Source organism: Paenibacillus agricola, from assembly GCF_011440305.1.
In the GTDB taxonomy this organism is placed as follows: domain Bacteria; phylum Bacillota; class Bacilli; order Paenibacillales; family NBRC-103111; genus Paenibacillus_S; species Paenibacillus_S agricola.
Genome location: NZ_JAAOIW010000006.1, coordinates 283,123 through 308,664 on the forward strand (window position 1 = coordinate 283,123; position 25,542 = coordinate 308,664).

The window sequence follows — 25,542 nt, forward strand, 5'->3', positions numbered from 1 at the left end:
TCATAACAATATTCTATTGAACTACCCATACATCGCATTATACAATCTAATTGCGTATTATGAAATAGGAAATCTTAAAATGCAGGAGGTTATTGTGTGCTGATCAAGAGCATTGAAGTGTTTCCGCTAAAATTTCAGAATGGCCCTGTATATTTGGGCAACTCCAGCGCATTGCGAGAGGAACATGATTATTACCTAAAGCCAGAGTACCGGTCGATATATTCCCGCCATTTGGAAACGCTGCTGGTTAAAATCACTACGGAGAGTGGCATCTACGGCTGGGGCGAGGCTTTAGCACCGGTTGGCCCAGAGGTAACAGGCGAGATTATAGAGCGGCTGTTCAAGCCCTTCTTAATTGGCATGGATGCCAGAGATATCGATGTCATCTGGAGCAAGCTGTACGACAGCATGAGAGAGCGCGGGTATTTCAGTGGTTTTATGGTCGATGCGATTACAGCGATTGATGTAGCACTCTGGGATATTCTCGGTAAATCGGTGCAGCTGCCGATCTACCAGCTCTTAGGTGGAGCCTACCGCACCAAGCTTCCTGCTTATGTATCGGGCATTCCGAAGCAGACAAAGGAGGAGCGCATCGAGCTTGCGCTTGAATGGAAGGCCAAGGGCTTTAAGGCTATTAAGCTGCATTTGGGCTTCGGCGTTCGTGAAGATGCAGAGATAGCCGCTTATATGCGTGAAGCGCTGGGCGAGGATTTCAGGCTAATGATCGATGTTCATTGGCAATATACCGTTTCCGAAGCGATCCAATTGGGACGCAAGCTGGAAAAGCTCGATATCGAGTTTCTAGAGGCGCCAACGGTACCTGAGGATATTGAGGGAACAGCGGAGATTGCCCGCGCGCTGGACATGGCAGTGGCGATTGGAGAGGCCAAACGGACGCGTTATCAGTTTAAAGATAGGTTAGTACGGCGGGCAGGCGACATTTTGCAGCCGGACGTAGGGCGCACAGGAATTACGGAGCTGAGAAAAATCGCGAACATGGCCGAGGCGTTCAATATTCCTATCGCTCCCCATTTGAGCGTAGGGCAAGGGATTTGTATCGCAGCTACATTGCATTGCAGTGCGGCGATCTCCAATTTTTTAATTCTGGAGTATCAGCCAACCGTGCTCGATGCCGTTAATCCGTTGCTAAAGAAGCCGATTGTTTGCGAGCAAGGCTATTATTTGCTCCCGGAGGGCCCCGGCTTGGGCGTGGAAATCGATGAAGACCAGCTGCGGCAGATGATGGACATATAGCAAATGATGAACAAATAAAGGCTTGATGGATTTTTAAATCAATTAACTGGAGCTTTTTCAGCTCTTTCATCCGCGAGATGGTCAGGGGCTCCATACTGTTCATGCACTGGTTTGAGCGTTAAGTCCAAATAAATATAAATGGAGGTTACACACGATGGGACAAAGTAATGTGAAATTAGAAGGGATTTACCCGATTCTGGCCACACCCTTCACAGCTACGGGTGAAGTAGACGAAAGCAGCCTGCGCGAGCTTGTGAAATTCCAGCTGCATGCTAAGGTGGATGGGATCGCTCTATTCGGTATGGCAAGCGAGATGTACACTTTGCTGGACGATGAAAAAGCGAGAATCGCCGAAATTGTAGTCGATGAAGTGAAGGGACAGGTTCCGCTTGTATTTGGCAGTGGGCATACCGGCCTTGAGGTAGCTGTGCAATTAAGCAAGCGTGCAGAGCAAGCAGGCGCAGATGCCTTAATGGTGCTGCCTCCGTACATGGCGAAGCCGGATGGAAAGCGGCTTTATGATTATTTTGCCGCGATAGCGAAGGCGGTCGATATTCCGATCATGATTCAGGATGCCCCGCTTGCGAGCGGCGTCAATATGCCAGCAGCCTTGCTGGCACGTTTATCCAAAGACTTCGAGAACATCGCCTACGTCAAAGTGGAGGCGCCGCCAACAACCTTGAAGGTAACCGAGGTGCTGGAACAATCGGAAGGGCGTTTGACGGTATTTGGTGGGATGAACGGGCTCTATTTCTATGAAGAGCTGGGACGGGGGGCTGTGGGTACGATGCCTGCTTGCGAATTTCCGGAGGTATGCGTAGCCATTTATCAAGCTTTCAAATCAGGGGATGTCGAGACAGCACGCCGAACCTTTTATCAATACTTGCCGTTTATGAGAATTGGGACACTACCTGGTTATGCGATGAGCATCCATAAGGAAGTACTGCGAATGGGTGGTGTGATTGAATCCGCTTACGTCCGTAACCCCAATGCCCCAATTGATGAACGCATCCGCCAAGAAGCGCTGGATACGCTGAAGGATCTGGATCTGCTCGCTTTGAGATGGAATGAAGTGAAGGCGTTGAGGGTATAAAAGCTCTCGTTTCATAAAAATGCAAGGTGCCGGTTCTCTCAGGAGGGCTGGCTTTTTGTGCGGGCGGCAGGATAAGGCGGCGAGGGTGCGATTATAACGAGAAGAAGCTTAAGAAAAATAGAGCGCCGTTCAATGATCTTTCGGACGGTTTTAGGGCCAGAATATGGTAAACTGGAATAAAAGCTATCCAGCTTTCCAAATGAAGGAGGATGCACATATGAGTAGCAAGCTTCGCTGCGCCGTATTGGATGATTATCAACAGGTTGCACTGGACATGGGTGATTGGTCGGCTATTGCTGACCAGGTAGAGGTTACTGTCTTTAATGAGCATGTTGATGAAGAGGATACACTTGTTAACATGCTTAATGATTACGATATCATCGTTATTATGCGTGAGCGCACGCCTTTTCGGGCGCCGCTGCTTGCGCGTCTGCCTCGCTTGAAGCTGCTGGTCACAACGGGGATGCGCAATGCCTCCATCGACCTCGCCGCCGCGACTGCGCAAGGCGTTGTGGTTTGTGGCACAACGGGCAGCGAGTCTACGGCAGAGCTGGCCTGGGCCTTGATTCTTGGGCTTGCCCGCAATATTGTGCAGGAGCATAATGCGATTCGCGCGAATGGCCCGTGGCAAAGCACCATCGGGATGGATCTAGGCGGCAAGCGGCTAGGGCTGCTCGGGCTTGGCAAGATCGGCAGCCGGATGGCGCGGATAGGCCTGGCATTTGGCATGGAGGTGACGGCATGGAGCCAGAACTTGACCCAAGAGCGCGCCGATGAAGCAGGCGTGCATCTGGCAGCGTCTAAAGAAGAGCTGCTGGAAACCAGCGACTTCGTCTCCATCCATCTTGTGCTGGGTGATCGCACACGCGGCTTGCTTGGCGCCGATGAGCTGAAGCGCATGCGCGCATCCGCATATCTCATCAACACCTCCCGCGCTCCGATTGTCGACCAGAAGGCGCTGGTCCATGCGCTGGAGAACCGATGGATCGCCGGTGCGGGACTCGACGTATTTGAGGTGGAGCCTTTGCCGCAGGATGATCCCTTCAGAACGCTGCCGAATGTTCTAACCACACCGCATCTTGGCTACGTATCACACAAAAACTATGATACCTTCTATAAGCATATCGTGGAGGATATTCAGGCCTTTTTGGCGGGGGAGCCTATCCGTACACTTTCCTAATGATAAATAAGGATTACATGCTGTAATTGTACAAGCCCACAACGCTTAAAAACGTGTGGGCTTTCTTTGATAGATGCAAACGCAACTAGATTAAACACCCTCTCTAATTATGGCGTACATATTGACATCCTGATGTTCGCCCTTAGTATATAAATGCTTGCGTAATATGCCTTCAAACACCATTCCCGATTTTTCCATTACCCGCGCGGACCCGATGTTAGCCAGATGACATCTAGCTTCTATTCTTACTAGATTCATATTTTTCCATCCAAAGTCTATGATCTTGCCTACAACCTCCGACATCAGCCCTTGACCCCAAAAGTCTTTGGAGAGCGCATAGCCTAGCTCTGCTCTTGAATGCGCGATGTTCCAATATACAAATCCGCAGGTTCCAATAAGCTTGCTGGTTTGCTTGTCTTCAATTCCCCAGGGAGCCACCTCATGGTTGTTATAGGCCTTCCATACAAACTCGATAAAACGTTTTGTATCGTCCAATGTTTGATGGGTATCCCATGTGGTATATTGGGAAACCACATCGTCTGAACAGTAGGCATACATGTCGGGCAAGTCGTCGATTTTAAGCTTTCTTATAACGGTTCTATCAGTCTCCAATGTTGCGAGATCACCGAATATATCCTCTATCTTCAAGGAAATCACCTATCCTCTCCTCAGCTTTGATATCTCTTTTTGAGAGCTTTAGCGTCTGCAATCATTGTTACGTACGTATGCTTAATAAGCCAGTCAAATCCTTGCATTCGAATTTTGGTTTCGGTATGCCATCAAATAATGTTTCTTTTTTTCGGTTTATCCATATACTTTCGACCCCCAGTTTATTTGATCCTAGAATATCATCAATCTGAGAATCGCCCACATAGTAAACTTCTTCTGGCTGCAAAGATAGCTGAGCTAACATTTTTGCAAAAAATTCAATATTTGGTTTGTAGGCGCATAGTGATTCAGATGAAAATACAGTAGGGATATGTATGGTATTTCGAGATAAGTCAGCTAATAAAGGCTCGTGGTCACTGTTGGAGCCAATTACTAATTGAAATCTGGTGGAAAGCTCAGCAATGACCTCATGTACTTCAGGAAAAGCTTCTCTTCTTCCCAAGGTCTGCAGCATCAGCTTCACATCCTGCTCAGCATTCCCTTCAATATTGTGGGTTTCATAAAGCTTTTTCAGCCCTATCAGGAAAGCATCAGCTTCGAGCCTGAACGGAACAGTGGCACAAAGCGTGTGATGGATATATTTCCATTGCCTATAAAATTCATGTGCATCGAACTGGATACGATTTCTTTGTAAAATCTGTTCAGTAGCTGTTATTGAACCATTTCCGGTGCTGACCAATGTTCCGTAACAATCTAAGATGATTGCCTTCATCATATTTCCCCCAGTATAGGCTCCGCTTTTTTCTGTTCCTTAAATTCCCCGTTTTTTAATATTCGCGCAAGCTACCACATATCCTTTAATTCCCATATACTTAGGAGAATTGGTTGCAAAAATAGGCCGGCATGACATGCTACGTAATAGTGGCAGCATTCCATCCTGGGGGAGTAACGGGCATGTTTTAATAAAAAACCTTGTGCGAATTTTAGTCTGCATCACGCTAACTTTAGTCATTCTGATTACGTTATGTTCCCGATTATTATTCGTGCAATTTGAGAAAGCGGGCTTGGAGAGCACCAACGAATTTAACAGAAAAATGCTTTCGGAGTTGGCCTTCAACATTGACTGTATGAATCAATTAGTGAAAATTAAGTTCTGCGTCAAATACTGGATCGCCCAAAATTGCTGAATGCCTTTAAAACTATTAATGGAAACGTCCGATGATTACAAATATAGCCAGCGCTAAAAAAGCAATATTAGGGATCGCATTTTTGATCTCGTTTCTCTTAATATGAAGTACGATGGCCAGAGTCAAAATGACTGAAGCCCCTAGTGCCGTTAATGGTGTAAGCCAAGGGAATATTCCCGTTAATTGAGGCAAAATTAAACCTAAACCCGCCAAAAGATCCATACAACCAACAAATGTTACAAATGCTTTTGAGTAGTCTCTTACCCAAGGCCACATTCTGTATGTCTTGTCATATTGGAAAACTTTCATACCGCCACCCATCAGGAAAAGCAATGATAATAAGATTTGCACAACCCATAAAGCTACATTCATACAAGCTCACTCCTCTATTTATAGTAACAAATAACACTCCGCTATCAGTCTCCCAAAACCGAATAATAAACCGACATCGGCGAGCATTTCAATAACCCAAACGCCCACTTCATTTTGCTTTCTCCTTGAATCAAGTTAAGTTATAGACGTATAATAAGCCCTAAGATCATTAGATGAAAGTAGGCACTTTTATTAAACGTAGTATATAAAAAGATACCATAAGGAGGATACGGAATGTCTCTTAATTGCAAATACGAAAAAGTGTTAGAAGTCCTTTTGGGGAAATGGAAAACTGCCATTCTGTACCAGCTTTATTCAAAAGGTACGATGAGATTTGGCGAACTTCAAAGAGCTATTCCGGACATCACCAAAAAAATGCTTACCCAGCAATTGAGGGAATTAGAGTATCACGATATCCTTCTTCGAGAGGTATACCACCAAATCCCTCCGAAAGTTGAATACTCCATTTCAGCTTACGGTCAAGGTCTATTGCCTGTATTACTTGAAATGAATGATTGGGGGATGGCACATATCCAGCATTTGAACGAATTATATGGGGAAGAAGGATCCGTGAAAGCATTCGTGAGCAGAATAGATGAAATTGCAGGCAAATAAGTTGGCTCTCACATCATCCATATCGGTGAATTTTATTATAGCTCTGTCACCAGCTACCCAATCCAATAACCCCGTTGTATCTTCATACAAAGGCTCCTTGCCTATTTTCTCTTTAGCTTCATTCCACTGTGAAAGACAATTCGGAAATAGCCCTTGCTATGCAGGTTGAAAGTCACCCTATCTTCATTTTCAAAACAGAAGCTCGGTGCATTCCATTTAATGTGTTCACTTATTTGTTCATTTGCACTTAAAATGATTTTTCGAACCTCCTCTATTTCTTTCTTTAGGGGATGTTCGAGATTATTCATATATTCAACTATTTGTTGATGGCCCGATAATTTCAACTTCCTTGCCTCCTTTCAAACCTCCATACATGCTTTCTTGAGATTTGATCCACAGGTGGATAAACCAATATGCGCCCACTTTTAACTCACCGTCCACCATACAAGAACAAGAATAAAGGCAGTCTCTTTGTATGATCCTGCTCTTTAAATATTGGATCAATTTCAATAAATATTGAACTTTTTGCGGATTTTTGTGCGGTATACTAAATGCATTCAAATCGTAGCCATATAATTCTGGTAGAGGGAGCTTCCTTATACCAATGAGGTGAAAAGTGTGAGATTGCAGGGCAAAACAGCTTTAATTACGGGTGGCGCCAAGGGGATTGGAAAAGGCATTGCCACTCGTTTTATCGAGGAAGGTGCCGATGTCATCATCGTGGACATGGACCGGGTGAATGGTGAGGAAACTGCCAATGAGCTTGGGCAGGGTGGAGGCAGCATTCAATTTGTAGAGCTTGATGTGTGCAATGAGGACCGGGTGGAGACATTTATGAAGGCCTTGCCCAAGCTCAAGCTCGATATTCTTGTCAATAATGTAGGCTGGACGGGACTAAGGACGCCAATCGACCAGATGGATCTAAATGATTGGCGGCGTATATTGGACATTAATCTGACGTCGCTGTTCTTGATGTGCAAGCATGCGGTACCGCTGCTAAAGAGCTCTCAACCTTCAAGCATTGTTAATTTGGCTTCGGTCAACGCGCATACGATGGTTCCAGCTTTAGGTGCCTATAGCGCATCCAAAGGCGGGGTGCTCGCAATCACCAAGCAATTGGCTGTTGAGCTGGCACCTGAGGGAATACGCGTCAACAGCGTTTCGCCAAGCATTACTTTCAGGGAAGGCACGCTAAGGCGGAACTCAGCATCAGCTCTTTCAGACAAATCACTTGATTGTTATCCGCTGGGGCGCTTCAGTACGGCGAGGGATGTCGCCAATGCTGTTTTGTTTTTGGGCTCGGAGGAAGCCGGCTTTATTACCGGGCAGGATTTGTTAATTGATGGCGGCATGACGTCGCAGTCCGTGTCGGCGATGGTGAGAGATGACCTCCGAGCGGGCTGGAAGTCGGGTATGTATAAGCTGGAGGCTGAACCCGAAGTTGAATCGTAAGTAACTGGTTGGAAGCTGATGCTGCGTAGAGCTCGGAGGGCTGCTGAGTGCAGCTCGAAGCTATTGTAAATCCCAAATTGTAGGATGGAGACTCTATCATGAAAATTACTAAAGTCGAAGTATTTGTCGTCAAAATTCCTTCCATTAAAGTCGCTTCACCAAATACGAAGCGTTATATTACAAATGATTATTTTATAAACGAGGGACGCCGCTCCTGTATTTATTCCGATAATATGGAGACCATCTTCGTCAAGGTGTCCACCGATGAGGGGATCGAAGGCTGGGGCGAGCTGCTGGCTCCGACCAACCCGGAGGTTGCGGCCGCTGTGATTAAGGGCCACCTGGCACCGCTGGTCATTGGCGAGAATCCGCTGGAAACCCAGTACCTGTGGGACAAAATGCTCGATACCCTACGCGAGCGGGGTTATACAGGAGGCTATTTGGTCGATGCGATGGCAGGGCTCGATGTTGCCTTCTGGGATATTAAGGGCAAGGCGTTCAACCTGCCTGTGTATATGCTGCTAGGCGGTAAGTACCGGGACAAGCTGCGCTGCTATTGCTCCAGTGTGCCGGGCAAGACGCTGGAGGAGCGTCTGGAGAGCGTTGACCGGATCGTGGAGGAAGGGTATGACGCTATCAAAATCCATACGTTCGGCAAAGGCAAGAAAGCCGATCTCGATATGCTGACAGCTATCCGTGGACGGTATGCTACGGATAAGCTGGATCTGATGCTCGATGGGCATGGTAAATATACCCATTCGGAAGCATTTTCGCTGGGCAGGGCGCTTGGTGATTTGGATTTGTTGTTTTTTGAGACGCCGCTCACCTTCGAGGATATTAAGGGACATAAGAAGCTGGCAGACGCGATTGATACGGCTATTGCCGTTGGTGAACCGTTGCGGACGATTTACACGTTCCGTGATTGGATCACGGAGGGAGCGCTGGAGGTGGCGCAGCCCGACTTGGGCCGCAATGGTATTACCGAAATGATGCGAATCGCCCATTTGGCAGAAGCGCATCATCTGTCCTTTGCTCCTCATCTGAGTGTGCATCAGGCTGTAGGTGTCGCTGCAACCGTCCACATTTCTGCGGCCATCTCGAATTTCCTTATTTTCGAATACCAGCCTAATGCGCTGAAGGTATCGGAGCAATACGCGACGGCTTCATTTACCATGGACAAAGGTATTATTCAGGTACCCACAGATCCGGGTCTAGGCGTGGAAATCGACGAACAAGCGCTACGTAAATTTGTAACTGATTATGCGGAGATTACGGCCTAACAACTAGAAATATTGAAGTAATCCGTTTAAATATTGGAGGGTGGCTTCCTCGTTCCCATATATAATAGGTACATCAAGAAAATCATGAAGCATAGGTGATGAGAATGAATTCAACGGCTGCGGCAAGCACTACCGATAAATCCATAGCAAGATCCCGATGGAGCAGCAGCTGGAAACGGATCATGCGATTTAAAATTTTATATTTGCTTCTGCTACCAGAGCTGCTTTACTTCGTTATATTCAAGTATATCCCCATGTTTGGCATTCTAATTGCTTTCAAAAACTACAATATTGGCTTGGGCTTCTGGGATAGTCCATGGGTGGGCTTGAATAATTTCCGCAATTTTATAGATGGCGTTTATTTTTGGGATATATTAAATAATACGATTTCGATATCGCTGTATAAGCTGCTTTTCGGATTTATAGCCCCGATTATTTTGGCTTTGCTGATCAATGAGGTGACGGTGAGTTGGTTCAAAAAAACCGTGCAAACAGTGACGTATTTGCCACATTTTATTTCTTGGGTTATCACCTATGGGCTTATGGTTGCGCTGTTATCACCCGGCGAGGGCTTCGTGAATCTAATTATGAAGCAGTATGGGTTCCAGCCGATCTCCTTTTTGACGGAATCCGCATGGATACGACCGTTAATTATTAGCTCTGACATCTGGAAGGAAATTGGATGGGGGGCGATTCTGTATTTGGCTGCGCTTGCTGGAATCGATCCCAGCCTTTATGAAGCAGCACGTATGGACGGTGCATCGAAGTGGAGGCAGCTATGGCATGTGACGCTTCCAGGTATCCGCAATGTTATTATTATTTTGTTTATTATCCGGTTAAGCACCGTTTTGGATGCCGGGTTTGACCAAATCTTCATGATGTCCAACACGTTTAATGCAGACAGATCCGATATTATTGATACATGGGTGTACCGCCAAGGGATTGAGCAAATGCAAATAAGCTTGGCAACCGCGGTTGGCGTTTTTAAATCGGTCATTGCATTCGTGCTTGTAGTAGGGGCAAATAAAGTTGCCAAAAAATTTGACGGACAAATATGGTAAGGGGGGCTCATCGTGGCTAATATCACTTTTATGCAAAAAATGGCTCGGGGCTCCATCTATGCCGTGCTCTCTCTGATTGCTTTGCTGACCTTGTTTCCCTTTCTGTATGTCGTTGTGATTTCGATAACGTCTGAAGCCGAAGTGGTCCGTCGGGGGCTGGTGATCATTCCCGAGGCTGTAACCTTTAGCGCTTATAAATCCGTGCTTGGTAGCGGGTCTGGTATATTGCCTGCCTACCAAATCACCTTATTTCGAACGATAGTGGGGACTGCCTTAAATTTGCTGTTTACGGTTGTAGGCGCCTATGTGCTTTCAAAAAGAGCATTGCCAGGCCGGTCGGGCTTGCTGCTATTCGTGATTTTTACGATGCTGTTTAGCGGGGGACTGATTCCGACTTACATGGTGGTCCGCACCTTGGAGCTAACGAATACCATATGGGCGTTAATTATCCCAGGTTTAATTAGTGTGTTTAATCTTGTTGTGGTAAAAGCATTTTTCGAGCAGCTTCCGGTTGAGCTGGAGGAGTCAGCCAAGGTGGATGGCGCTGGGGAGCTAAGGGTGCTATTTGGCATTATTTTGCCGCTGTCGCTGCCTTCGATCGCGACGATCGGGCTCTTTTATGCAGTGGGGCATTGGAACAGCTACTTTGACGCTGTTATTTACATTAACAAATCCAGCTTGATGCCCTTGCAGGTCATTCTGCGAAATATTCTGCTCAGCTCACAGAACCAGCAAAATGTGGAGCAGGTTAATGATGCAACGGTTAGCTCGCTTGCGATCCAGATGGCGTCCGTTATTGTATCTACCGTACCGATACTTTGTGTGTATCCTTTAATTCAGGGGCATTTTGCTAAAGGGGTAATGATTGGGGCGGTTAAAGGGTAAGGCGTTAGAGTGATGAGTGTTAGAGTGATGAGTGTTAGAGTGTTAGAGTGTTAGAGCATTAGTGGGAGTCCGCTGTACTGCCGAAATGTTCTTCCGATTGCTGTTGTTCCCCGATTTCTTCATTATATAAGGGATGGATCGGTAGAAATCAGGGAACAAAGGCACCGCTTCGCTATCTCCAGAACACTTCGGCACTTCGCTCCATCTGTTCCTCAAACACGCAAGAGCGAAGAGACGGACAAGGTTATGTCCGGCTCTGCCGGTTTATTTATAGCATGAACAACAATGATTTATATCATTAACTAATTCGCGTATAAAAGGAGAGGTCAGAATTGAATAAAAAAAACAGGGTCGGCTCCACCATTTCATTATTGCTTGCTTCTTCGATGATTTTAGCAGCATGTGGAGGCAATCCAGCGCCTGCGGCGAGTACAGGCACGCCAGCTACGGATAAAGGTGCAGCGTCGGGGTCTAATTTTGAAAAAAAAATAACGATCACGGCTTACAATGCAGGTGGCTTCAACCCAGGCAATCAGCCGCCAACTAACCGCGAGGAGGATCCGCTTCGCCTGATGCTGGAGAAGGCTGTAAATATTGATTTGCAAATGACGGTCCCGCCCGCCGATCAAATTAAGCCCAAGCTCAACACGATGGTGGCCTCAGGGGATATTCCTGATATGATCTTTATGACAGATCGGCTGACGGCAGTGCAATATTACGACCAAGGAATCACTGCAGATCTGGATGAAGCTATTAAAGGCTATCCTGAGCTTTATAACCGCTTCGATAAGGAAGCTTGGGGCTCAATGCTCTATAAAGGCAAAACGATCGGTACACCTGGCTATGAGCTGGTTAATGGTATTAACGGCTGGTGGATCCGTAATGATTGGTTAACGAAGCTGAATTTGAAAGCGCCCACTACACCAGAGGAGCTATTGGCAGTTATGAAGGCCTTTACACAAAATGATCCTGATGGAAACGGAAAGAACGATACGTATGGGTTTGCAACAGGAATACTGAAGGATGGCAGCTTTAGTAATCCGGGTAACAGCGGCTTTGGCTGGGATGCCATTATGATGATGTATGGTGTGGTTCCGAATATGGTAGATAGTATAGATGGTAAAGTAACATTTACGAATACCGATCCACGGATGAAAGAAGCACTTACTTTTATGAATCAAATAGTAGCTGCCAATGTTGTTGATCCTGACTGGGTAACAACCAACGATAATACGGCATTAGAGAAGAAGATGCTGACTGGCAAATACGGTATCGTCTATCGCGATTGGAGGGCTATGGAGCTCGCCGGCCAGCAGAAGATGAAGGATGCTTCCGGTGAAGTCCCGGATTGGACAACGATTGCTCCGATGAAAGGGCCACACGGCGACCAATGGTCTTCCTATGAGCAGTTCCAAAGCAATTCTTGGGCGATTTCCAAAAAGGCAGCCAAAGATCCAGAAAAGCTCAAACGCATTATGTCGCTTTTGCAATACTGGTATACCGATAAAGAAGCACACCCTTACTTCTCCTATGGACAAAAAGGCGTGATGTGGGACATGGTGGATGGCAAGCCGGCACGTTTGAAGGAAAATATGACGAATAAGGAATTGGCGCAGAAATGGCAATGGCAAAATAACTATTATCTACCTCGTGGCGGCAACGATCCTTTATATTTTAACTTCACCTACGAAAAGACAGATAGCTATCACCAAACCAACCTAAAATATATTAAGCCTAACAAAATTAATCCGCTTGTGCTGGTGGACCAGAATGATACCCAATATAACGACCGAATTAAGTACGTCAACGAGAACCTGCTTAAATTCATTCTAGGCAAAGAACCGCTTGCCAACTGGGATAATTTCGTCAATACTCTGGATAGCAAATTTAACTATAAGAAATATAAGGAAGACGTGCTGAAACAATTGGCTGACAGCGGCGTCAAGTCCTAATGAAGTCGTAGCTAGCGATATAGTAATAATTATCTATGGATACCATACAGATGGTATCGGCATTAAGCGGGCAGCCGCGGGGGAGCTTTTCGTGCCTCCGCGGTTGTCCTTGTCTCATTAAACTGACTGCTTTTTTAGTGAAAAAACTGGCGAAAGCACTCGCGTTCTTTTATGATGTGGAAGAGATGCTCCACAGTGGTGGATCATGGTGCTCAGACAAAGGATGGAGGGGAGATGGGAAATGAGCTTTCGGTTCAGCAGCATGCCCTTCAAATTATTTTTGCTATGCTTCTTGTTTATGTTTGGGACTGTAACCTTCGTCAGCCAGCTTTCCTACCGTTTTATCCAGAATGAAATCCGTGAGAATAACGATTTTTTTATTAGTCAGATCTCATCCAAGGTGGATCAGTACATAACGCTGAGCTTCTCTTCCTTGCAGACGATTTTATCGGCGGTTGATTCCTCCTATACGCCGGGCATGCCGAGCTTCGAAACGATGAAGCCGCAGCTACAGCAGCTGTACGAATTAAATTTCAACCTTATTTCCAATGTGTATGTCGTCAAAAACGATACGGGTATTGTCGGAGGAAGCCCTTTATCTGCCGCCTTCGACCATCCAAGCGAGGAACGCAGTATTTTCTTGCAGCAGACCGCTGCTGACAAGCTGGGCATTTTCGTCAGTTCGCCCTATGTCTCGAAGCAATCGGGCTGGACGGTGACACTGACCCGTTACCTCCACGGCTCGCAGCCTATGGCAATTGCCGCGCTGGATATGGACTTGAATGCCATGGAGAAAACACTGCTGCAAATCAACCGTGATGACCTCGTCAGTATTGTTATTATGGATGGGAACGGGAGAATGATAGCCGGAAGTCTGGGCGATGCCGGCAAAATCAATGTAGACAACCGTACCTTCCAGCTAGGCGAATTATCCTCCGAGGATTTATTGGCCCATAGCGGCAATGTCATTCCCTTCAAGTCAGGTAAGGGCGGGCAATGGACTGTGCGTAAATATCCGGCCTCGCATTACAATTGGACAATTTTAACCTTATATAATGATTCATTAACGAAACGCTCTTTAAGGCATATTGAGCCGTATTATTTTGGCTTGTTAGGTATTGGCCTCTTGCTCAGTGCGATAACGGCAGGCTTATTGGCACGGTTTATCCGTAAGCCCTTGGGCAATCTTATGACCAAGATGAAGCTAATTAAGCAAGGGTTTCTGGATATCCCGCTAGTGATGAACCGCAAGGACGAATTCGGAGAGCTTTCAAGGACCTTTGACCAGATGATCAAACAAATTACGGAGCTGGTGGAAAGCTTGCGCAGCAATAAGGAGCTAAAGCGGGAGCTGGAAATCCAGGTGCTGCAATCGCAAATCAATCCGCATTTTCTGTACAATACATTGGGGTCGATCAGCAATGTAGTGAGGCTTGGGATGGTAGAGCACGTCGATCCGATAATAAAATCGCTCATTAAAATATTGGAATATGGAATCGGCGATGTGGCGGAGAAGGTGACGCTTCGTGATGAATTGCTGAATGTACGCGACTATATTTTTATCCAAAACATACGGTATAGCAGTGAATTTGAAGTTATTGAGGAGATTGAGACGAAGCTTTACGATTTTCCCGTATTTCGGATGCTGCTTCAGCCGATTGTGGAGAATAGCATGTTTCATGCGTACAGTGGAGGGCGCACTCCAGGTCGGATTATTATCCGGGCTTCCTATAATGACGACCATGTGGAGGTTGAGGTTGAGGACTTCGGTACAGGCATGTCGAATCTACAGCTTGAGTTGCTATTGCTCCCTGGTCATCCAATGAATGCGGATAAACGGAGACGGATTGGCCTGATCAATATTCATCAACGGATACAGTTAAACTATGGCGAGGCCTACGGATTGGAAGTCAGGAGTGAAATGGGTAAAGGAACCTGCGTCAAAGCAAGATTTCCATGGAATGACCCGGGGAAGCAGGAGGTTGATGACGATGAAAAAATACCGCTGCCTGATCGTAGATGACGAGGACCTGATTATCCGCAGCTTGGAGCAGTTTTTCGAAAGCCATACAGGGCGTTATGAGCTGGTTGGCAAAGCCTATTCAGGCCAAGAAGCGGCCAGCCTGGCGATGAAGCTTAAGCCGGATATCATATTGACGGATATTGTGATGCCTGGCATGAACGGTATAGATATGATCGAGCTATTGAAGGATCAGCTGCCGCGTACGGTGTTCATTATTTTGACGGCGTACTCTGATTTTGAATATGCCAAACGGGCGATTCGGATGAATGTTAAGGATTATATTTTGAAGGTACCTTTGTCCGAGGCCGATATTTTCGGGACTTTGGACCGTACTTCGCAAACCATTTACGAGATTGAGGCGAAAGAAAATGAGCTGAGCAAGCTTCATACCTCCCGACTGGAGCATATGTACCGGTTCCGCAGCCAAATTATGTCGGCGCTGCTTCAAGGAAGCATCCAGCCGCAGCAAATCCCGCGCTATTGCGACGAATTGAAGGTTAATCCGGTTTTACCTGATTATTGCTGTTTCGTTATACAGTTTGACGATTATGCGCTTTTCCAAAAACGCTACGGCCAAGCAGACCAAAATATTATCAGGTACGGAATGCTCAATGTTGCCGAGGAAACCCTTTCGGCTAAAGCCGCAGGCTTTGTATGCGAAATCAAAGACCATCAAATGGTCGGCTTTGTAGCCTGGCCTTCCATGGACAATGCAGCCGAGGTTCATAGGTGCTGTATTGAGCTGGGCAATGAGCTGATCGTGAACATTCAAAAATATATGAATCAGATTATCCATGTCGGATTCAGCCGTAGCCATCATGGGTGGGAAACAGTGGTTGAAGCTTTTGGGCAAGCATCCGAACTGCTGGGGGATGTCTATTATTTGGGGGGAGAGGGCCATACCTACGCCAAGCTGCCCTTTTCTTCCATCCAACCAGGCGATGTGGGAATGATGAAGGAATGGTTACAGGAAATTACCAACAAGCTGCTACCGGAGACCAAGCTAGAGGAGTTGAAAGGAAAGCTTAGCCGTATTGCCCATTATGCCGAGGAGCACCGGATTCCCCAAGCGCAGATGAGTGCGTTAATCCGCCAGTTTATGGAGGATGTGAAGCAGAAGATTGTCGTGTGGAAGCTGGTTGCCGATCCTATGCCCTATGTACTGGATGACACGATAAAGTTCGAGGAGCAGTGGAAGCGCGTGCTGGCATATATCGAAGACTGCTTGTCGCAAAGGCATGCACCCGTGCGCACGGAGATATCCAAAGCGAAGCAGTATATTGAAATGCATATCGCCGAAAGGCTAACGCTTGACGATGTCGCCGATTATGTCAATCTGGTACCGTCCTATTTCAGCACTCTATTCAAAAAAGTGGAAAATGAGAACTTCGTTGATTATGTGAACCGTCGCAAAATCGAAAAGGCGCTTGCTCTCCTCAAGGAAAAGGATTACTCCAATTTGCAGCTGAGCAAGCTGGTAGGCATTCATAATGAGCGTTATTTTTGCACGTTGTTTAAGCAACTGTACGGCTTGCCGCCCCAGAAGTTCAGGAAGACCTACCTTTGAAGCCCAATCGGCATGAATATAGCAATCTATAAGAAATCAAAGTTAACTTTTTAAGCTAAAATGTACTTGTCAGTAATATTAGGGGGTAGGAGTGTTTTGTTGAAGTTAACGAATATGAAAGTTAATACAAGAAAGGGAGAATAACAATGACTAAAATTATCTCGAAAAGCAGGCTTTGGACGGCGCGAATTATGAGCGGACTTGCCATTCTATTTATGCTATTTGATAGTATCTTGAAACTCTTTAAGCCTGCCGAGGTTGTAGAAGGTACAGTAGTGCTCGGATATGCCGAGCATCATCTTCTTGTGATTGGAATTCTCGGACTTCTTTCGACCCTTCTTTATGCCATTCCTCGTACAACTATTCTAGGTGCAATATTGCTGACGGGATACTTTGGTGGAGTGATTGCTACACATCTCCGCTTGGATAACCCACTTTTTAGCCATATCCTGTTTCCGGTCTATATTGCGGTTTTGGTTTGGTGGGGCATTTGGTTAAGGGATGAAAGAGTGCGTAACTTCATTTCGTAACCCAATAAAGCGAATTGACTTTTATTGTTTGAATGTTCAAAATATAGCCACAATAATATTCATAACGTCATACGCCTAGGCAAAGCACTTGGTCTAATAACCAAGTGCCCTCTCATGCAGGCATTCCCAAGACTACTAACTCAGCTGAGGGTCTCAATGTCCAACAGATTCAGTAATATAACAAGTGACCTATCAATTATTTTGAATAGTAAATTTAGCTGGAAAACCAAATAGAAAGTTGCAGCAAGGAGGAACAAAACGAACCGTTTTGTTCCTCCTTTTTTTAGCTGCTTACAGCGATAAAAATATAGAATGGTTTTCTCGATTTTCTAAGGAAAATTTATGCTAGTGAATATATATCAAGAGGCTGCATGAATACCACAGAAATGACTTAAGTCATATAATTTTGAAAAAGAGCGTCGGAAATGTCGGAAATCATACTTTGCATATGAACTTGTTCATCTATGTTAAGTCATCGGATTGATTTATACTAAGAAGGAAATGACAATATTTAATGTTATTAATTTTGACTTGAAGTAGTGCCAACGATGAAAAGCCTTAATAAAATGAAGAATATGATCGTAAATACATAAATTTTCAAATTCAAGATGGGATCAATGTACATAAAAAATTCTGAATATTTAAAATTTTAAGAAAAAGGTGGGAAAGGAACTATGATCAAGCGTTGTATCTCGATTTTAACGATATTATTGCTTTTAGCAGAAATCATCCCAACCTTTGTTTCTGCCGTTACTCTTACCAATTTGGCGTTAAACAAAACCGCTACGTCAGGCTCAGGCAGTTTCTGCGGTGGTGGTGAGACGGCTACACAAGCGGTAGATGGTAATACATCGACGAAATGGTGTCGTAATTCAGGGGCGGATTGGTTGAAGGTTGATCTTGGAGCCACTTATAATGTGAGTGAATTTATCCTCACCAATAACGAAGAGATTTCAACGTATATTACCAAAGATTACAACATTCAATCCAGCACAGACGGAAGCACATGGACAACCTTAGTCAATGTAACGAACAATACAACCAGAGTTGTAACGAGCAATATAACTCCTGTCATGGCGCGCTATGTTAAATTGGATGTGATTTCGCCTACCCAAAATGGCAGCGGAGTAATACGTATTAACGAGTTTGAAGTGAACGGGGATCCTGTAGCGCTGGTGAACGCGGCAACGCCGGGCTTCGAGTCGCAGCCAACGGGGTCAACGGTGAACGAAGGCGACAGCAGCCCAACGTTGAGCGCAGCCGCTAATGTGAACGACGGAGGCGCACTAAGCTACCAGTGGTACAGCAATACGACGAACAGTAATAGCGGGGGCAACGCGATCGGCGGGGCAACGAGCGCATCGTACGCGGCGCCGACGAATGCGGAGGGCACGACATACTACTATGTCGTGGTGACGAACACGAATAATGGCGTCGACGGTGTGAGTACAGCAAAGGCGACGAGCAACGCCGTGGCGGTGAGTGTGAATGCGCTGGTGAACGCGGCAACGCCGAGCTTCGACACGCAGCCAACGGGATCCACGGTGAACGAAGGCGACAGCAGCCCGACGTTGAGCGCAGCCGCTAATGTGAGCGACGGAGGTAAGCTAAGCTACCAGTGGTTTAGCAATACGACGAACAGCAATAGCGGGGGCAACGCGATCGGCGGGGCAACGAGCGTATCGTACGCGGCGCCGACGAATGCGGAGGGCACGACATACTACTATGTCGTGGTGACGAACACGAACAATGGCGTGACAGGCAACCAAACAGCGACAGCGACGAGCAACGCCGTAGCGGTGAGTGTGAATGCACTGGTGAACGCGGCAACACCGAGTTTCGACACGCAGCCAACGGGGTCAACGGTGAACGAAGGCGACAGCAGCCCGACGTTGAGCGCAGCTGCTAGTGTGAGCGACGGAGGTGCGCTAAGCTACCAGTGGTACAGCAATACGACGAACAGTAATAGCGGGGGCAACGCGATCGGCGGGGCAACGAGCGCATCGTACGCGGCGCCGACCAATGCGGAGGGCACGACGTACTATTATCTCGTGGTGACGAACACGAACAAAGGTGTCAACGGCGTACAGACGTCAACTGCGACGAGCAACGTGGCACGTCTTAATGTGAACCAAATTGCGCCCTCTGCACCGACGAATCTAACAGCAACTATTGGTGACGGACAAGTGACACTCCACTGGAACGGTGTTTCCGGGTCAGTGACCTATGACGTCTACGAAGGAACGGCTTCCGGTTCTTATGGCTCAACCCCCGTCGCGATAGTGACCGGTTTGACTTACAATTACAAAGTAACAGGTCTAACCAACGGTATTACCTATTACTTCGTGATCAAGGCCAGTAACGCGGCTGGATATAGCAGCTACTCCAACGAATTGAGCGCAACGCCCAGATCCAGTAATGCAAATCTCAGCGACTTGATACTATCCAGCGGGACGCTTAACATGTCGTTTGATGCCAATACGGCAAGCTATGCGACGAGCGTGGCGAACAGCGTGAGCAGCTTAACAGTGACAGCAACGGTGTATGACCCTACTGCCACAATGAAAGTGAACGGTACTACTGTTATAAACGGATCGGCGGTTGGCGCGATCAGCTTAAACGTGGGTAGCAACACAATCACCATAGTTGTTACGGCACAAGACGGAATGACGACGCAGACGTACACGGTAACGGTGACGCGCGAATCAGATGTATTTGTGACATTCGCGCAGACGGACGCTTCAGGCCAAACCGTCCAATTAACTTTCAGCCAGCCGCTTGCGTCGCAATCGATAGCTCCCGGTGCGTTTTTGATGCATGCGGGCAGCAAACCAATTGCGGTGATGCAAGCTGTCCATGACTCCTCCCTTAGTAATACGGTATACCTTACCGTAAATGAAAATCTGTTTAAATGGGACCGCTTAACCGTCGACATTCAAGGGGGAATCATCCAAAGCGCAAACGGTTCCCAGCTTGCTGGGACTGCTTCCATCAAAGTGCAGAACGAAGTCGTCGTATTTAGTCCGGATTTTCCCGATCCCAATCATATTCGTATCGACAACATCGTTGCATTTCTGAAGAAACGTAATTACGATGTAGATGTGGACGGAGACGGGTTATTCGATTCCGCGGATATCAAAATGCTGCTGTTACAAATCCAAAGTGTTACCCATTAACTTCTATTGAAGTAATGGGAGTTTAGCGTAATCAAGGTTGAGAGCGCGATGGTGATTTGAAAAAAGCATCTAAGGACAAGAAGCTGTTAAAGCTAGCTATATCAGTAATGGACGAGGGGTTTCAAATATTAGAAAAATCAGGTTATACGATCACTCCTGCAAATCAAGTTAACATTATTCAAAAACACAGACAGGTTGTATACTATGGTCTAAAAATAATTCATAATCTACCGTTTATGAGATGGGTAGATGGATCTTTCGGCGAAATTGTAGCTTTGTTTGATTCGATCGATAAGCTGAAACAACAATTAAACATTGCAACTCCCAATTGGGATGAACTTGAAAAACAAGCGATTTCTAAGTTTCATTTCAAATAATCATTGAACTAAAGGGAAACGATAGCTCGATGATAGAGTTTGCTAAGCGTGGAGTAGAGTTTATCGAAGAAGTAACTGTTAACAGCGTCTTCTACCGCAAAGGTTCCAAAAAGCGTATATAGATAGTAAGAACGAATTGAAATCTTCCGAAATGGCAAAGATAAATAATATACACATTTTGCCATTCAGGGGGTGTAAGGTGAAGATTGAGCTAGGTCGTTGCCTGCTTCAAGAGCGCTTGAACGAATCGGATATGGCCTTAGAGGATCTCTCAAGGCAGCTTCGTTACAAACCAGAGCGCATTTCAGATTATATAGATAACAAAAGAGTGATGCCATTAAAGACGGCGATCTCAATTGCCAATTCAATCGGGTGCCGTGTACAGGATTTATATGAGTTAGAGTCGATAGACTGATGAAGCTTAAGTGCTCAGCAACACAACCACGAGGCTGCCGTATCCTGACCGGTAGCCTTTGTTGCGTCAACTGGAAGAAAAGCGTAATATGCCCCCCGATGGAAAACAGCAAATTCATGCTACGCTAAGTCCGTCGATCACTGCAATAAACATTGAGCTACCGGGCACGATAGTTCAACTTCGGAGGAACTATCGAAGAACGAAACTATGATGCAAAAAAAGCTGGATGTCGATTATTTGGTTGTCGCAGCATGGCCGAGATAACGTTACTTTCTAGCTCCCGCGCCTCTTGGCGAGCTGGAACGCTGGGTTCAGACGATTGACGGCAAGTGGGACGATCGCCTACGGAGGTAACTGCCTTTTATCGCGTATGTAATTCAAGGAAAGATTAATTAAAACCATACACGCGTACCCACCATAGGTTAAAATGAGTGCATTACAGATTCATAGATCAGGAGAGATTAAATGTTCAGTTCCTATGGGGAATTATCAGCAGAAGTTTATGATTTGTCAAAGCCAATAGGGCATTCATTTGGGGATATTGATTATTATCGAGATCGGTTGAAGACATGTAAAGGACGTATTCTTGAGGCGGCGGTGGGTACAGGGCGAATGCTGATCCCCCTAATGGAGTCTGGATTCATAGTGGATGGCATGGATGCCTCCTTAGCCATGTTAAATGTCTGCCGATTGAATTGTGCTAGCCGCGGGTTATCTCCCCAATTATTTACAGGTCATATGCAAAAATTTTCGCTTCCCCATTCCTATGAGGCCATTATTATTCCCACAGGCTCCTTTTTGCTTATTAAAGACCGTACAGAATCGATTCAGGCATTAACATGTTTTCATAACCAGCTTATTCCTGGAGGAAAAATAATCATTGACCTCTTTTTACAAACCAATTTTGATACGAATACTGCTTCTACCCGAACCTGGATCACACCAAATAAAGAAGCGATTACACAAGAAAGCAAATTAGTTGAGGTCAGCTTATTGGAGCAATATGTGGTAACGTATTCAAGGTATGAAAAGTGGTTGGACGGGAAATTAGTAATGACCGAAATGGAAGAGACTTCATTAAGGTGGTTTGGCATAGAGGAATTTAAACTTGTATTGGAACATATCGGTTTTTCCGATGTAACCATTTCTTCGGATTACGTATTCGGTAAGGTGCCCACCCACTCGAAGCAGGTTTTCACATATGAAGCAATCAGAAAATGAGGAATTTTTCAAATGAAAAGAACTGTATACCTAATTTCAGGTCCCGCTGGGGCAGGGAAATCAACGACATCAAGAAAAATTGCCGAAATACTAGAAAAAAGCGCTTATATAGAAGGCGATTTTATAAATCACATGGTTGTCGGAGGACATGAGAAGCCATGGCTTAGCGAAACACACTTAAACCTGATATGGCTTAACATGTTAAGCCTAACAAGGAATTATTTGGTAAATGACTATGATGTAATCATCGATTATTATGTAACCTATAGTGACAAAACGAATTATATGCTGGAAGCATTAAAAGACTTTAACATTGACATTAAATTTATTGTGTTGTTAGTTGACAAGGATGAGTTATTACGAAGAGATAGCCAGAGACCTGTTGAAGATCAAATGGGTGAGCGTTGTATAATAGGGCTTAATGAGATTATAGCGTCCAATCCACCCGAGAGGCACATCATGAATACAACGCAAACGGATATTGAGCAAGTTGTGGATGACATTTTGAGAAATCCAAAATATCTTTTAAATCCGCTATCTTAACAGGGAGCTAACGGAGCATGCAGCGGCGGTACGAATGGATGAGTGGATGTGGCGCTTCGATCGCTACTGACGCTTTTAGAAACAATGCAGAAACAGAAGAAGGAGACCAAGCAATGTCTGAGAATCATGAATATGAAGACACAGGCTCTTTTCCCCAGAGGAGCCACTTCAGTTTAAAAGCAGATTGCGAGAGCTGCTTCGGCTTATGCTGTGTGGCGCTGCCCTTCGCAGCGTCGTCAGACTTCGCGATCGACAAACATGCCGGGGAGCCTTGCTCAAACCTGCAACCCGATTTTCGGTGTGGCGTGCATAATACCCTCAGGCAACGCGGCTTTCGGGGGTGCACGGTTTTTGACTGCTTTGGCGCGGGGCAAAAGATTTCCCAAGCCACCTTCGGCGGGTATAACTGGCGGCAAGCCCCAGCATCCGCGAAGCAAATGTTCGAGGTGTTCCCAATCATGCGGCAGCTCCATGAGCTTCTCTATTATCTGAACGAAGCATTAACGTTGCAATTGGCGTGTACGATCCACGGCGAGCTCAGTGCGGCGTCAGATGAAACGGAACGCTTAAGTAACCTTGACCCCGATTCTCTTATGGACATGGACATGGCGGCACACCGAGCGTATGTCAATGCGCTGCTCCTGCGAACCAGCGAGCTTGTGCGAGCCGAGGAGCTTCGTCAGCGTAAGGGTTCCGACCGGAGGAAGAAGTATGGCCGGGGAGCCGACCTTATTGGTGCCAAGCTCAAGGGAGCCGACCTTAGAGGCGCCAATTTAAGAGGCGCCTACCTGATTGCTGCTGATCTCAGAGGCGCCGACCTGAGAGTAGCTGACCTCATCGGAGCCGATTTTCGCGATACTGATCTTCGAGGTGCCGATCTCACGACAAGTATCTTTCTCACTCAAGCCCAGCTCAACGCGGCGAAGGGGGACGCGGACACCAAGCTGCCATACTCACTCACACGCCCAGTACATTGGTTTTCTTGAGGTGCATAAGCAAGCCACGTGCAATCGCGTGCAAAGGGATAGCTGTGGAAAATTTATCCTTGTATGGACTCAACCTCAACTTTCAGCACGAATAGTATAAACGGGTTATACACCACCGACCCAACCTAATTAATAGAATGTCATGTACATACCTTCGGTGGACCAAGAAGAGGAGGAAACGGAAATTGAAAAAAGCCAAGCTGCTCTTGTCCTTATGCGCCACAATAGTAGGGATTACTGCAATAACTTCTGCAGTCTCCGCCAAGCCTATGAATACAGGGAGCCAAAGCGAGCATGTACAGGATCTTCAAGAACGCCTTGCAACACTGGGGTATTTTAAAGTTGGCGTGACGGGGTATTATGGTTCTGTTACCGAGGAATCCATCCGAAAATTTCAGAAGGATAATAAACTTCCTGTAGATGGTGAGGCCGATGAGGACACGATAGCCAAGCTGATGCAAAAAACGAAGCCTAAGCAAGCCGCAAAGCCTCAAGAAGATACAAAGTCTAGCGCAAATTCCAAGCCCAAAACAAATTCCAAACCAAGTACAAAGAATACACAAAGCACCTTGGAGCAATTAGCGCGTATTATTTATTCAGAGGCACGAGGAGAATCCTTTGAAGGCCAGGTAGCCGTTGGATCCGTTGTGATGAATCGCGTACAATCCTCAGAATTCCCTGATTCGATCAGCGAGGTTATTTTTCAACCGGGGCAATTTACGGCCATTGATGACGGCCAATATTGGCTCACGCCGAATAAGAGCGCTTACGCTGCTGCCCAAGAGGCTCTAAAGGGCACGGATAAAACTAAAGGGGCGCTGTATTACTACAATCCCGAGCTTGCGACCTCCACTTGGAGCAAGGCACGTGCTACCATCAAAAAAATAGGCAACCACGTATTTACCTATTAGCAGTAAAGCAACGCTATAACTCGGAGGCAACCAGGCTGTCTGCTCTGGAGCATCCTGCTTACGCAGCATTGATATAACCCTTAATTGATAGTAAAAAGCCCTTCGATGCCACTTTAAACATGGCTTCGAAGGGCTTTTCGTTGTTTACGAGTCTGCTTATCGCCAGACTGGTAAGTATCTACAATACTTGGTCTCGCAGAGCCATCAGGCTCACAGCTTGACCGGTATCCACGATGTATGATTGCATCGCTGATTATGTCTGGCAAGCTTTCTTATCGCTTGATCGGGTGCTCCAGCTCCATATGGCCCATCAGCGTTTCGGCAGGCTTGCCGTCCACGAGGATGTCAATGGAATCGACCTCTGGGAATTGGAACAAGGTTTTTTGGATCGCTTGCAGAAGCAGCGCCTCGCCAGGGCCGCCTAAGCGTCCCTCGCCAGACACGGTTATGTCTAGTGTCAGCTTCTTATCCTTCACCACTGCGGATTTGAAGCCAAGTGATTCACCCAAGGGCACAAGCTTGCTATCAGCAGGAGCTTTTTTCAAGGTCCAAAGTGCTGTGGTGTATTTATCTTTTTCCTCCTTATAGTTGATGGAAACATTCTGCTCCACCAGCTTCGATGCCTGCTCATCGCCATAGTAGGCTTTGATTTGGTGAGAAACCCCCTGCTCAGAAGGCTTGGCTTCCACCTCTTGATTAGGCTGTACCGCAGGGGGAGTGACCATGCTATTGGTTATTGGGGCTTCCGGTGCCTTAACGGCCATGCTGCTGTTTGCAGGCTGCTGCCCGCATGCTGATAAGGACAAGGCAATTGCCCCTACAAGAAATATACGAATATGTTGTTTCATCAAAA

At 46.3% G+C, this 25,542-nt stretch carries 24 protein-coding genes; 19 read left to right on the forward strand and 5 right to left on the reverse strand.

Features of this window, described 5'->3' with window-relative positions:
• Positions 1 to 96: 96 nt before the first annotated feature.
• The 3 genes from G9U52_RS18605 (at position 97) to G9U52_RS18615 (ending at position 3,527) form a co-directional block, all read left to right on the forward strand.
• Complete coding sequence (locus G9U52_RS18605; protein WP_166152134.1) at positions 97 to 1,254, forward strand: mandelate racemase/muconate lactonizing enzyme family protein; 1,158 nt, start codon at positions 97 to 99, stop codon at positions 1,252 to 1,254.
• Positions 1,255 to 1,408: 154 nt separating this feature from the next.
• On the forward strand, positions 1,409 to 2,347 hold the full coding sequence (locus G9U52_RS18610; protein ID WP_166152135.1) for a dihydrodipicolinate synthase family protein: 939 nt from the start codon (positions 1,409 to 1,411) through the stop codon (positions 2,345 to 2,347).
• 217 nt (positions 2,348 to 2,564) lie between these two features.
• Complete coding sequence (locus G9U52_RS18615) at positions 2,565 to 3,527, forward strand: D-2-hydroxyacid dehydrogenase family protein (protein WP_166152136.1); 963 nt, start codon at positions 2,565 to 2,567, stop codon at positions 3,525 to 3,527.
• Between the two features lie 90 nt (positions 3,528 to 3,617).
• Here the strand turns inward: G9U52_RS18615 and G9U52_RS18620 are convergent, their stop codons facing one another.
• The 3 genes from G9U52_RS18620 to G9U52_RS18630 form a co-directional block, all read right to left on the reverse strand.
• Positions 3,618 to 4,175 (reverse strand): GNAT family N-acetyltransferase, encoded by a 558-nt coding sequence (locus tag G9U52_RS18620; protein WP_166152257.1) that lies wholly within the window; start codon positions 4,173 to 4,175, stop codon positions 3,618 to 3,620.
• 67 nt (positions 4,176 to 4,242) lie between these two features.
• Positions 4,243 to 4,911 (reverse strand): HAD family hydrolase, encoded by a 669-nt coding sequence (locus tag G9U52_RS18625; RefSeq protein ID WP_166152137.1) that lies wholly within the window; start codon positions 4,909 to 4,911, stop codon positions 4,243 to 4,245.
• 427 nt (positions 4,912 to 5,338) lie between these two features.
• Positions 5,339 to 5,695 (reverse strand): DoxX family protein, encoded by a 357-nt coding sequence (locus G9U52_RS18630; protein WP_166152138.1) that lies wholly within the window; start codon positions 5,693 to 5,695, stop codon positions 5,339 to 5,341.
• 234 nt (positions 5,696 to 5,929) lie between these two features.
• Here G9U52_RS18630 and G9U52_RS18635 point away from each other — a divergent pair, with 234 nt between their 5' ends.
• Positions 5,930 to 6,310, forward strand: coding sequence for a winged helix-turn-helix transcriptional regulator (locus G9U52_RS18635; protein WP_166152139.1), 381 nt, complete (start codon positions 5,930 to 5,932; stop codon positions 6,308 to 6,310).
• A 101-nt stretch (positions 6,311 to 6,411) separates the two neighbouring features.
• Here G9U52_RS18635 and G9U52_RS40105 read toward each other — a convergent pair whose 3' ends face one another.
• Positions 6,412 to 6,654: a DUF1801 domain-containing protein gene (locus G9U52_RS40105; RefSeq protein ID WP_243767421.1), complete on the reverse strand. Its 243-nt coding sequence runs from the start codon at positions 6,652 to 6,654 to the stop codon at positions 6,412 to 6,414.
• A gap of 274 nt (positions 6,655 to 6,928) precedes the next feature.
• Between G9U52_RS40105 and G9U52_RS18645 the strand changes: the two genes are divergently transcribed.
• The 15 genes from G9U52_RS18645 to G9U52_RS18715 all read left to right on the forward strand — a co-directional run bounded on the left by G9U52_RS18645 (position 6,929) and on the right by G9U52_RS18715 (position 24,689).
• Entirely contained in the window at positions 6,929 to 7,762 is an 834-nt protein-coding gene (locus tag G9U52_RS18645) for an SDR family NAD(P)-dependent oxidoreductase (RefSeq protein WP_166152140.1), read from the forward strand.
• 98 nt (positions 7,763 to 7,860) lie between these two features.
• On the forward strand, positions 7,861 to 9,042 hold the full coding sequence (locus G9U52_RS18650; RefSeq protein WP_166152141.1) for a mandelate racemase/muconate lactonizing enzyme family protein: 1,182 nt from the start codon (positions 7,861 to 7,863) through the stop codon (positions 9,040 to 9,042).
• Between the two features lie 98 nt (positions 9,043 to 9,140).
• On the forward strand, positions 9,141 to 10,103 hold the full coding sequence (locus G9U52_RS18655) for an ABC transporter permease (RefSeq protein WP_166152142.1): 963 nt from the start codon (positions 9,141 to 9,143) through the stop codon (positions 10,101 to 10,103).
• 12 nt (positions 10,104 to 10,115) lie between these two features.
• Positions 10,116 to 10,988: a carbohydrate ABC transporter permease gene (locus G9U52_RS18660; protein ID WP_311764890.1), complete on the forward strand. Its 873-nt coding sequence runs from the start codon at positions 10,116 to 10,118 to the stop codon at positions 10,986 to 10,988.
• A gap of 332 nt (positions 10,989 to 11,320) precedes the next feature.
• Complete coding sequence (locus G9U52_RS18665) at positions 11,321 to 12,940, forward strand: type 2 periplasmic-binding domain-containing protein (RefSeq protein ID WP_166152143.1); 1,620 nt, start codon at positions 11,321 to 11,323, stop codon at positions 12,938 to 12,940.
• A gap of 241 nt (positions 12,941 to 13,181) precedes the next feature.
• Positions 13,182 to 14,963, forward strand: a complete 1,782-nt coding sequence (locus tag G9U52_RS18670; protein ID WP_166152144.1) for a cache domain-containing sensor histidine kinase — start codon at positions 13,182 to 13,184, stop codon at positions 14,961 to 14,963.
• Complete coding sequence (locus tag G9U52_RS18675; RefSeq protein WP_166152145.1) at positions 14,932 to 16,530, forward strand: response regulator transcription factor; 1,599 nt, start codon at positions 14,932 to 14,934, stop codon at positions 16,528 to 16,530. The genes G9U52_RS18670 and G9U52_RS18675 overlap by 32 nt, the downstream gene beginning before the upstream one ends.
• A gap of 146 nt (positions 16,531 to 16,676) precedes the next feature.
• The gene (locus G9U52_RS18680; protein WP_166152146.1) at positions 16,677 to 17,060 is read left to right on the forward strand and encodes a DoxX family protein; all 384 of its coding nucleotides are present in this window, start codon (positions 16,677 to 16,679) and stop codon (positions 17,058 to 17,060) included.
• Between the two features lie 674 nt (positions 17,061 to 17,734).
• Positions 17,735 to 20,236: a discoidin domain-containing protein gene (locus tag G9U52_RS18685; RefSeq protein WP_166152147.1), complete on the forward strand. Its 2,502-nt coding sequence runs from the start codon at positions 17,735 to 17,737 to the stop codon at positions 20,234 to 20,236.
• Positions 20,237 to 20,292: 56 nt separating this feature from the next.
• On the forward strand, positions 20,293 to 20,613 hold the full coding sequence (locus G9U52_RS18690) for a hypothetical protein (RefSeq protein ID WP_166152148.1): 321 nt from the start codon (positions 20,293 to 20,295) through the stop codon (positions 20,611 to 20,613).
• A 199-nt stretch (positions 20,614 to 20,812) separates the two neighbouring features.
• The gene (locus G9U52_RS18695) at positions 20,813 to 21,028 is read left to right on the forward strand and encodes a helix-turn-helix domain-containing protein (RefSeq protein WP_166152149.1); all 216 of its coding nucleotides are present in this window, start codon (positions 20,813 to 20,815) and stop codon (positions 21,026 to 21,028) included.
• Between the two features lie 465 nt (positions 21,029 to 21,493).
• The gene (locus G9U52_RS18700) at positions 21,494 to 22,249 is read left to right on the forward strand and encodes a class I SAM-dependent methyltransferase (RefSeq protein ID WP_166152150.1); all 756 of its coding nucleotides are present in this window, start codon (positions 21,494 to 21,496) and stop codon (positions 22,247 to 22,249) included.
• 12 nt (positions 22,250 to 22,261) lie between these two features.
• Complete coding sequence (locus G9U52_RS18705; RefSeq protein WP_166152151.1) at positions 22,262 to 22,792, forward strand: AAA family ATPase; 531 nt, start codon at positions 22,262 to 22,264, stop codon at positions 22,790 to 22,792.
• A gap of 113 nt (positions 22,793 to 22,905) precedes the next feature.
• On the forward strand, positions 22,906 to 23,778 hold the full coding sequence (locus G9U52_RS18710; RefSeq protein ID WP_166152152.1) for a pentapeptide repeat-containing protein: 873 nt from the start codon (positions 22,906 to 22,908) through the stop codon (positions 23,776 to 23,778).
• Positions 23,779 to 23,963: 185 nt separating this feature from the next.
• Positions 23,964 to 24,689: a cell wall hydrolase gene (locus G9U52_RS18715; protein WP_375790263.1), complete on the forward strand. Its 726-nt coding sequence runs from the start codon at positions 23,964 to 23,966 to the stop codon at positions 24,687 to 24,689.
• Between the two features lie 272 nt (positions 24,690 to 24,961).
• On the opposite strand, the gene G9U52_RS18720 is transcribed toward G9U52_RS18715, so the two are convergent.
• Entirely contained in the window at positions 24,962 to 25,537 is a 576-nt protein-coding gene (locus G9U52_RS18720) for a GerMN domain-containing protein (protein ID WP_166152153.1), read from the reverse strand.
• Positions 25,538 to 25,542 lie beyond the last annotated feature (5 nt).

Excerpts from the sequence above, each read along its gene's own strand:
- G9U52_RS18610 (WP_166152135.1), top strand. The coding sequence starts at position 1,409 with ATGGGACAAAGTAATGTGAAATTAGAAGGGATTTACCCGATTCTGGCC.
- G9U52_RS18615 (WP_166152136.1), top strand. The coding sequence starts at position 2,565 with ATGAGTAGCAAGCTTCGCTGCGCCGTATTGGATGATTATCAACAGGTT.
- G9U52_RS18625 (WP_166152137.1), bottom strand. The coding sequence starts at position 4,911 with ATGATGAAGGCAATCATCTTAGATTGTTACGGAACATTGGTCAGCACC.
- G9U52_RS18630 (WP_166152138.1), bottom strand. The coding sequence starts at position 5,695 with ATGAATGTAGCTTTATGGGTTGTGCAAATCTTATTATCATTGCTTTTC.
- G9U52_RS18635 (WP_166152139.1), top strand. The coding sequence starts at position 5,930 with ATGTCTCTTAATTGCAAATACGAAAAAGTGTTAGAAGTCCTTTTGGGG.
- G9U52_RS18650 (WP_166152141.1), top strand. The coding sequence starts at position 7,861 with ATGAAAATTACTAAAGTCGAAGTATTTGTCGTCAAAATTCCTTCCATT.
- G9U52_RS18655 (WP_166152142.1), top strand. The coding sequence starts at position 9,141 with ATGAGAATGAATTCAACGGCTGCGGCAAGCACTACCGATAAATCCATA.
- G9U52_RS18670 (WP_166152144.1), top strand. The coding sequence starts at position 13,182 with ATGAGCTTTCGGTTCAGCAGCATGCCCTTCAAATTATTTTTGCTATGC.
- G9U52_RS18675 (WP_166152145.1), top strand. The coding sequence starts at position 14,932 with ATGAAAAAATACCGCTGCCTGATCGTAGATGACGAGGACCTGATTATC.
- G9U52_RS18680 (WP_166152146.1), top strand. The coding sequence starts at position 16,677 with ATGACTAAAATTATCTCGAAAAGCAGGCTTTGGACGGCGCGAATTATG.
- G9U52_RS18685 (WP_166152147.1), top strand. The coding sequence starts at position 17,735 with ATGATCAAGCGTTGTATCTCGATTTTAACGATATTATTGCTTTTAGCA.
- G9U52_RS18700 (WP_166152150.1), top strand. The coding sequence starts at position 21,494 with ATGTTCAGTTCCTATGGGGAATTATCAGCAGAAGTTTATGATTTGTCA.
- G9U52_RS18705 (WP_166152151.1), top strand. The coding sequence starts at position 22,262 with ATGAAAAGAACTGTATACCTAATTTCAGGTCCCGCTGGGGCAGGGAAA.
- G9U52_RS18710 (WP_166152152.1), top strand. The coding sequence starts at position 22,906 with ATGTCTGAGAATCATGAATATGAAGACACAGGCTCTTTTCCCCAGAGG.
- G9U52_RS18720 (WP_166152153.1), bottom strand. The coding sequence starts at position 25,537 with ATGAAACAACATATTCGTATATTTCTTGTAGGGGCAATTGCCTTGTCC.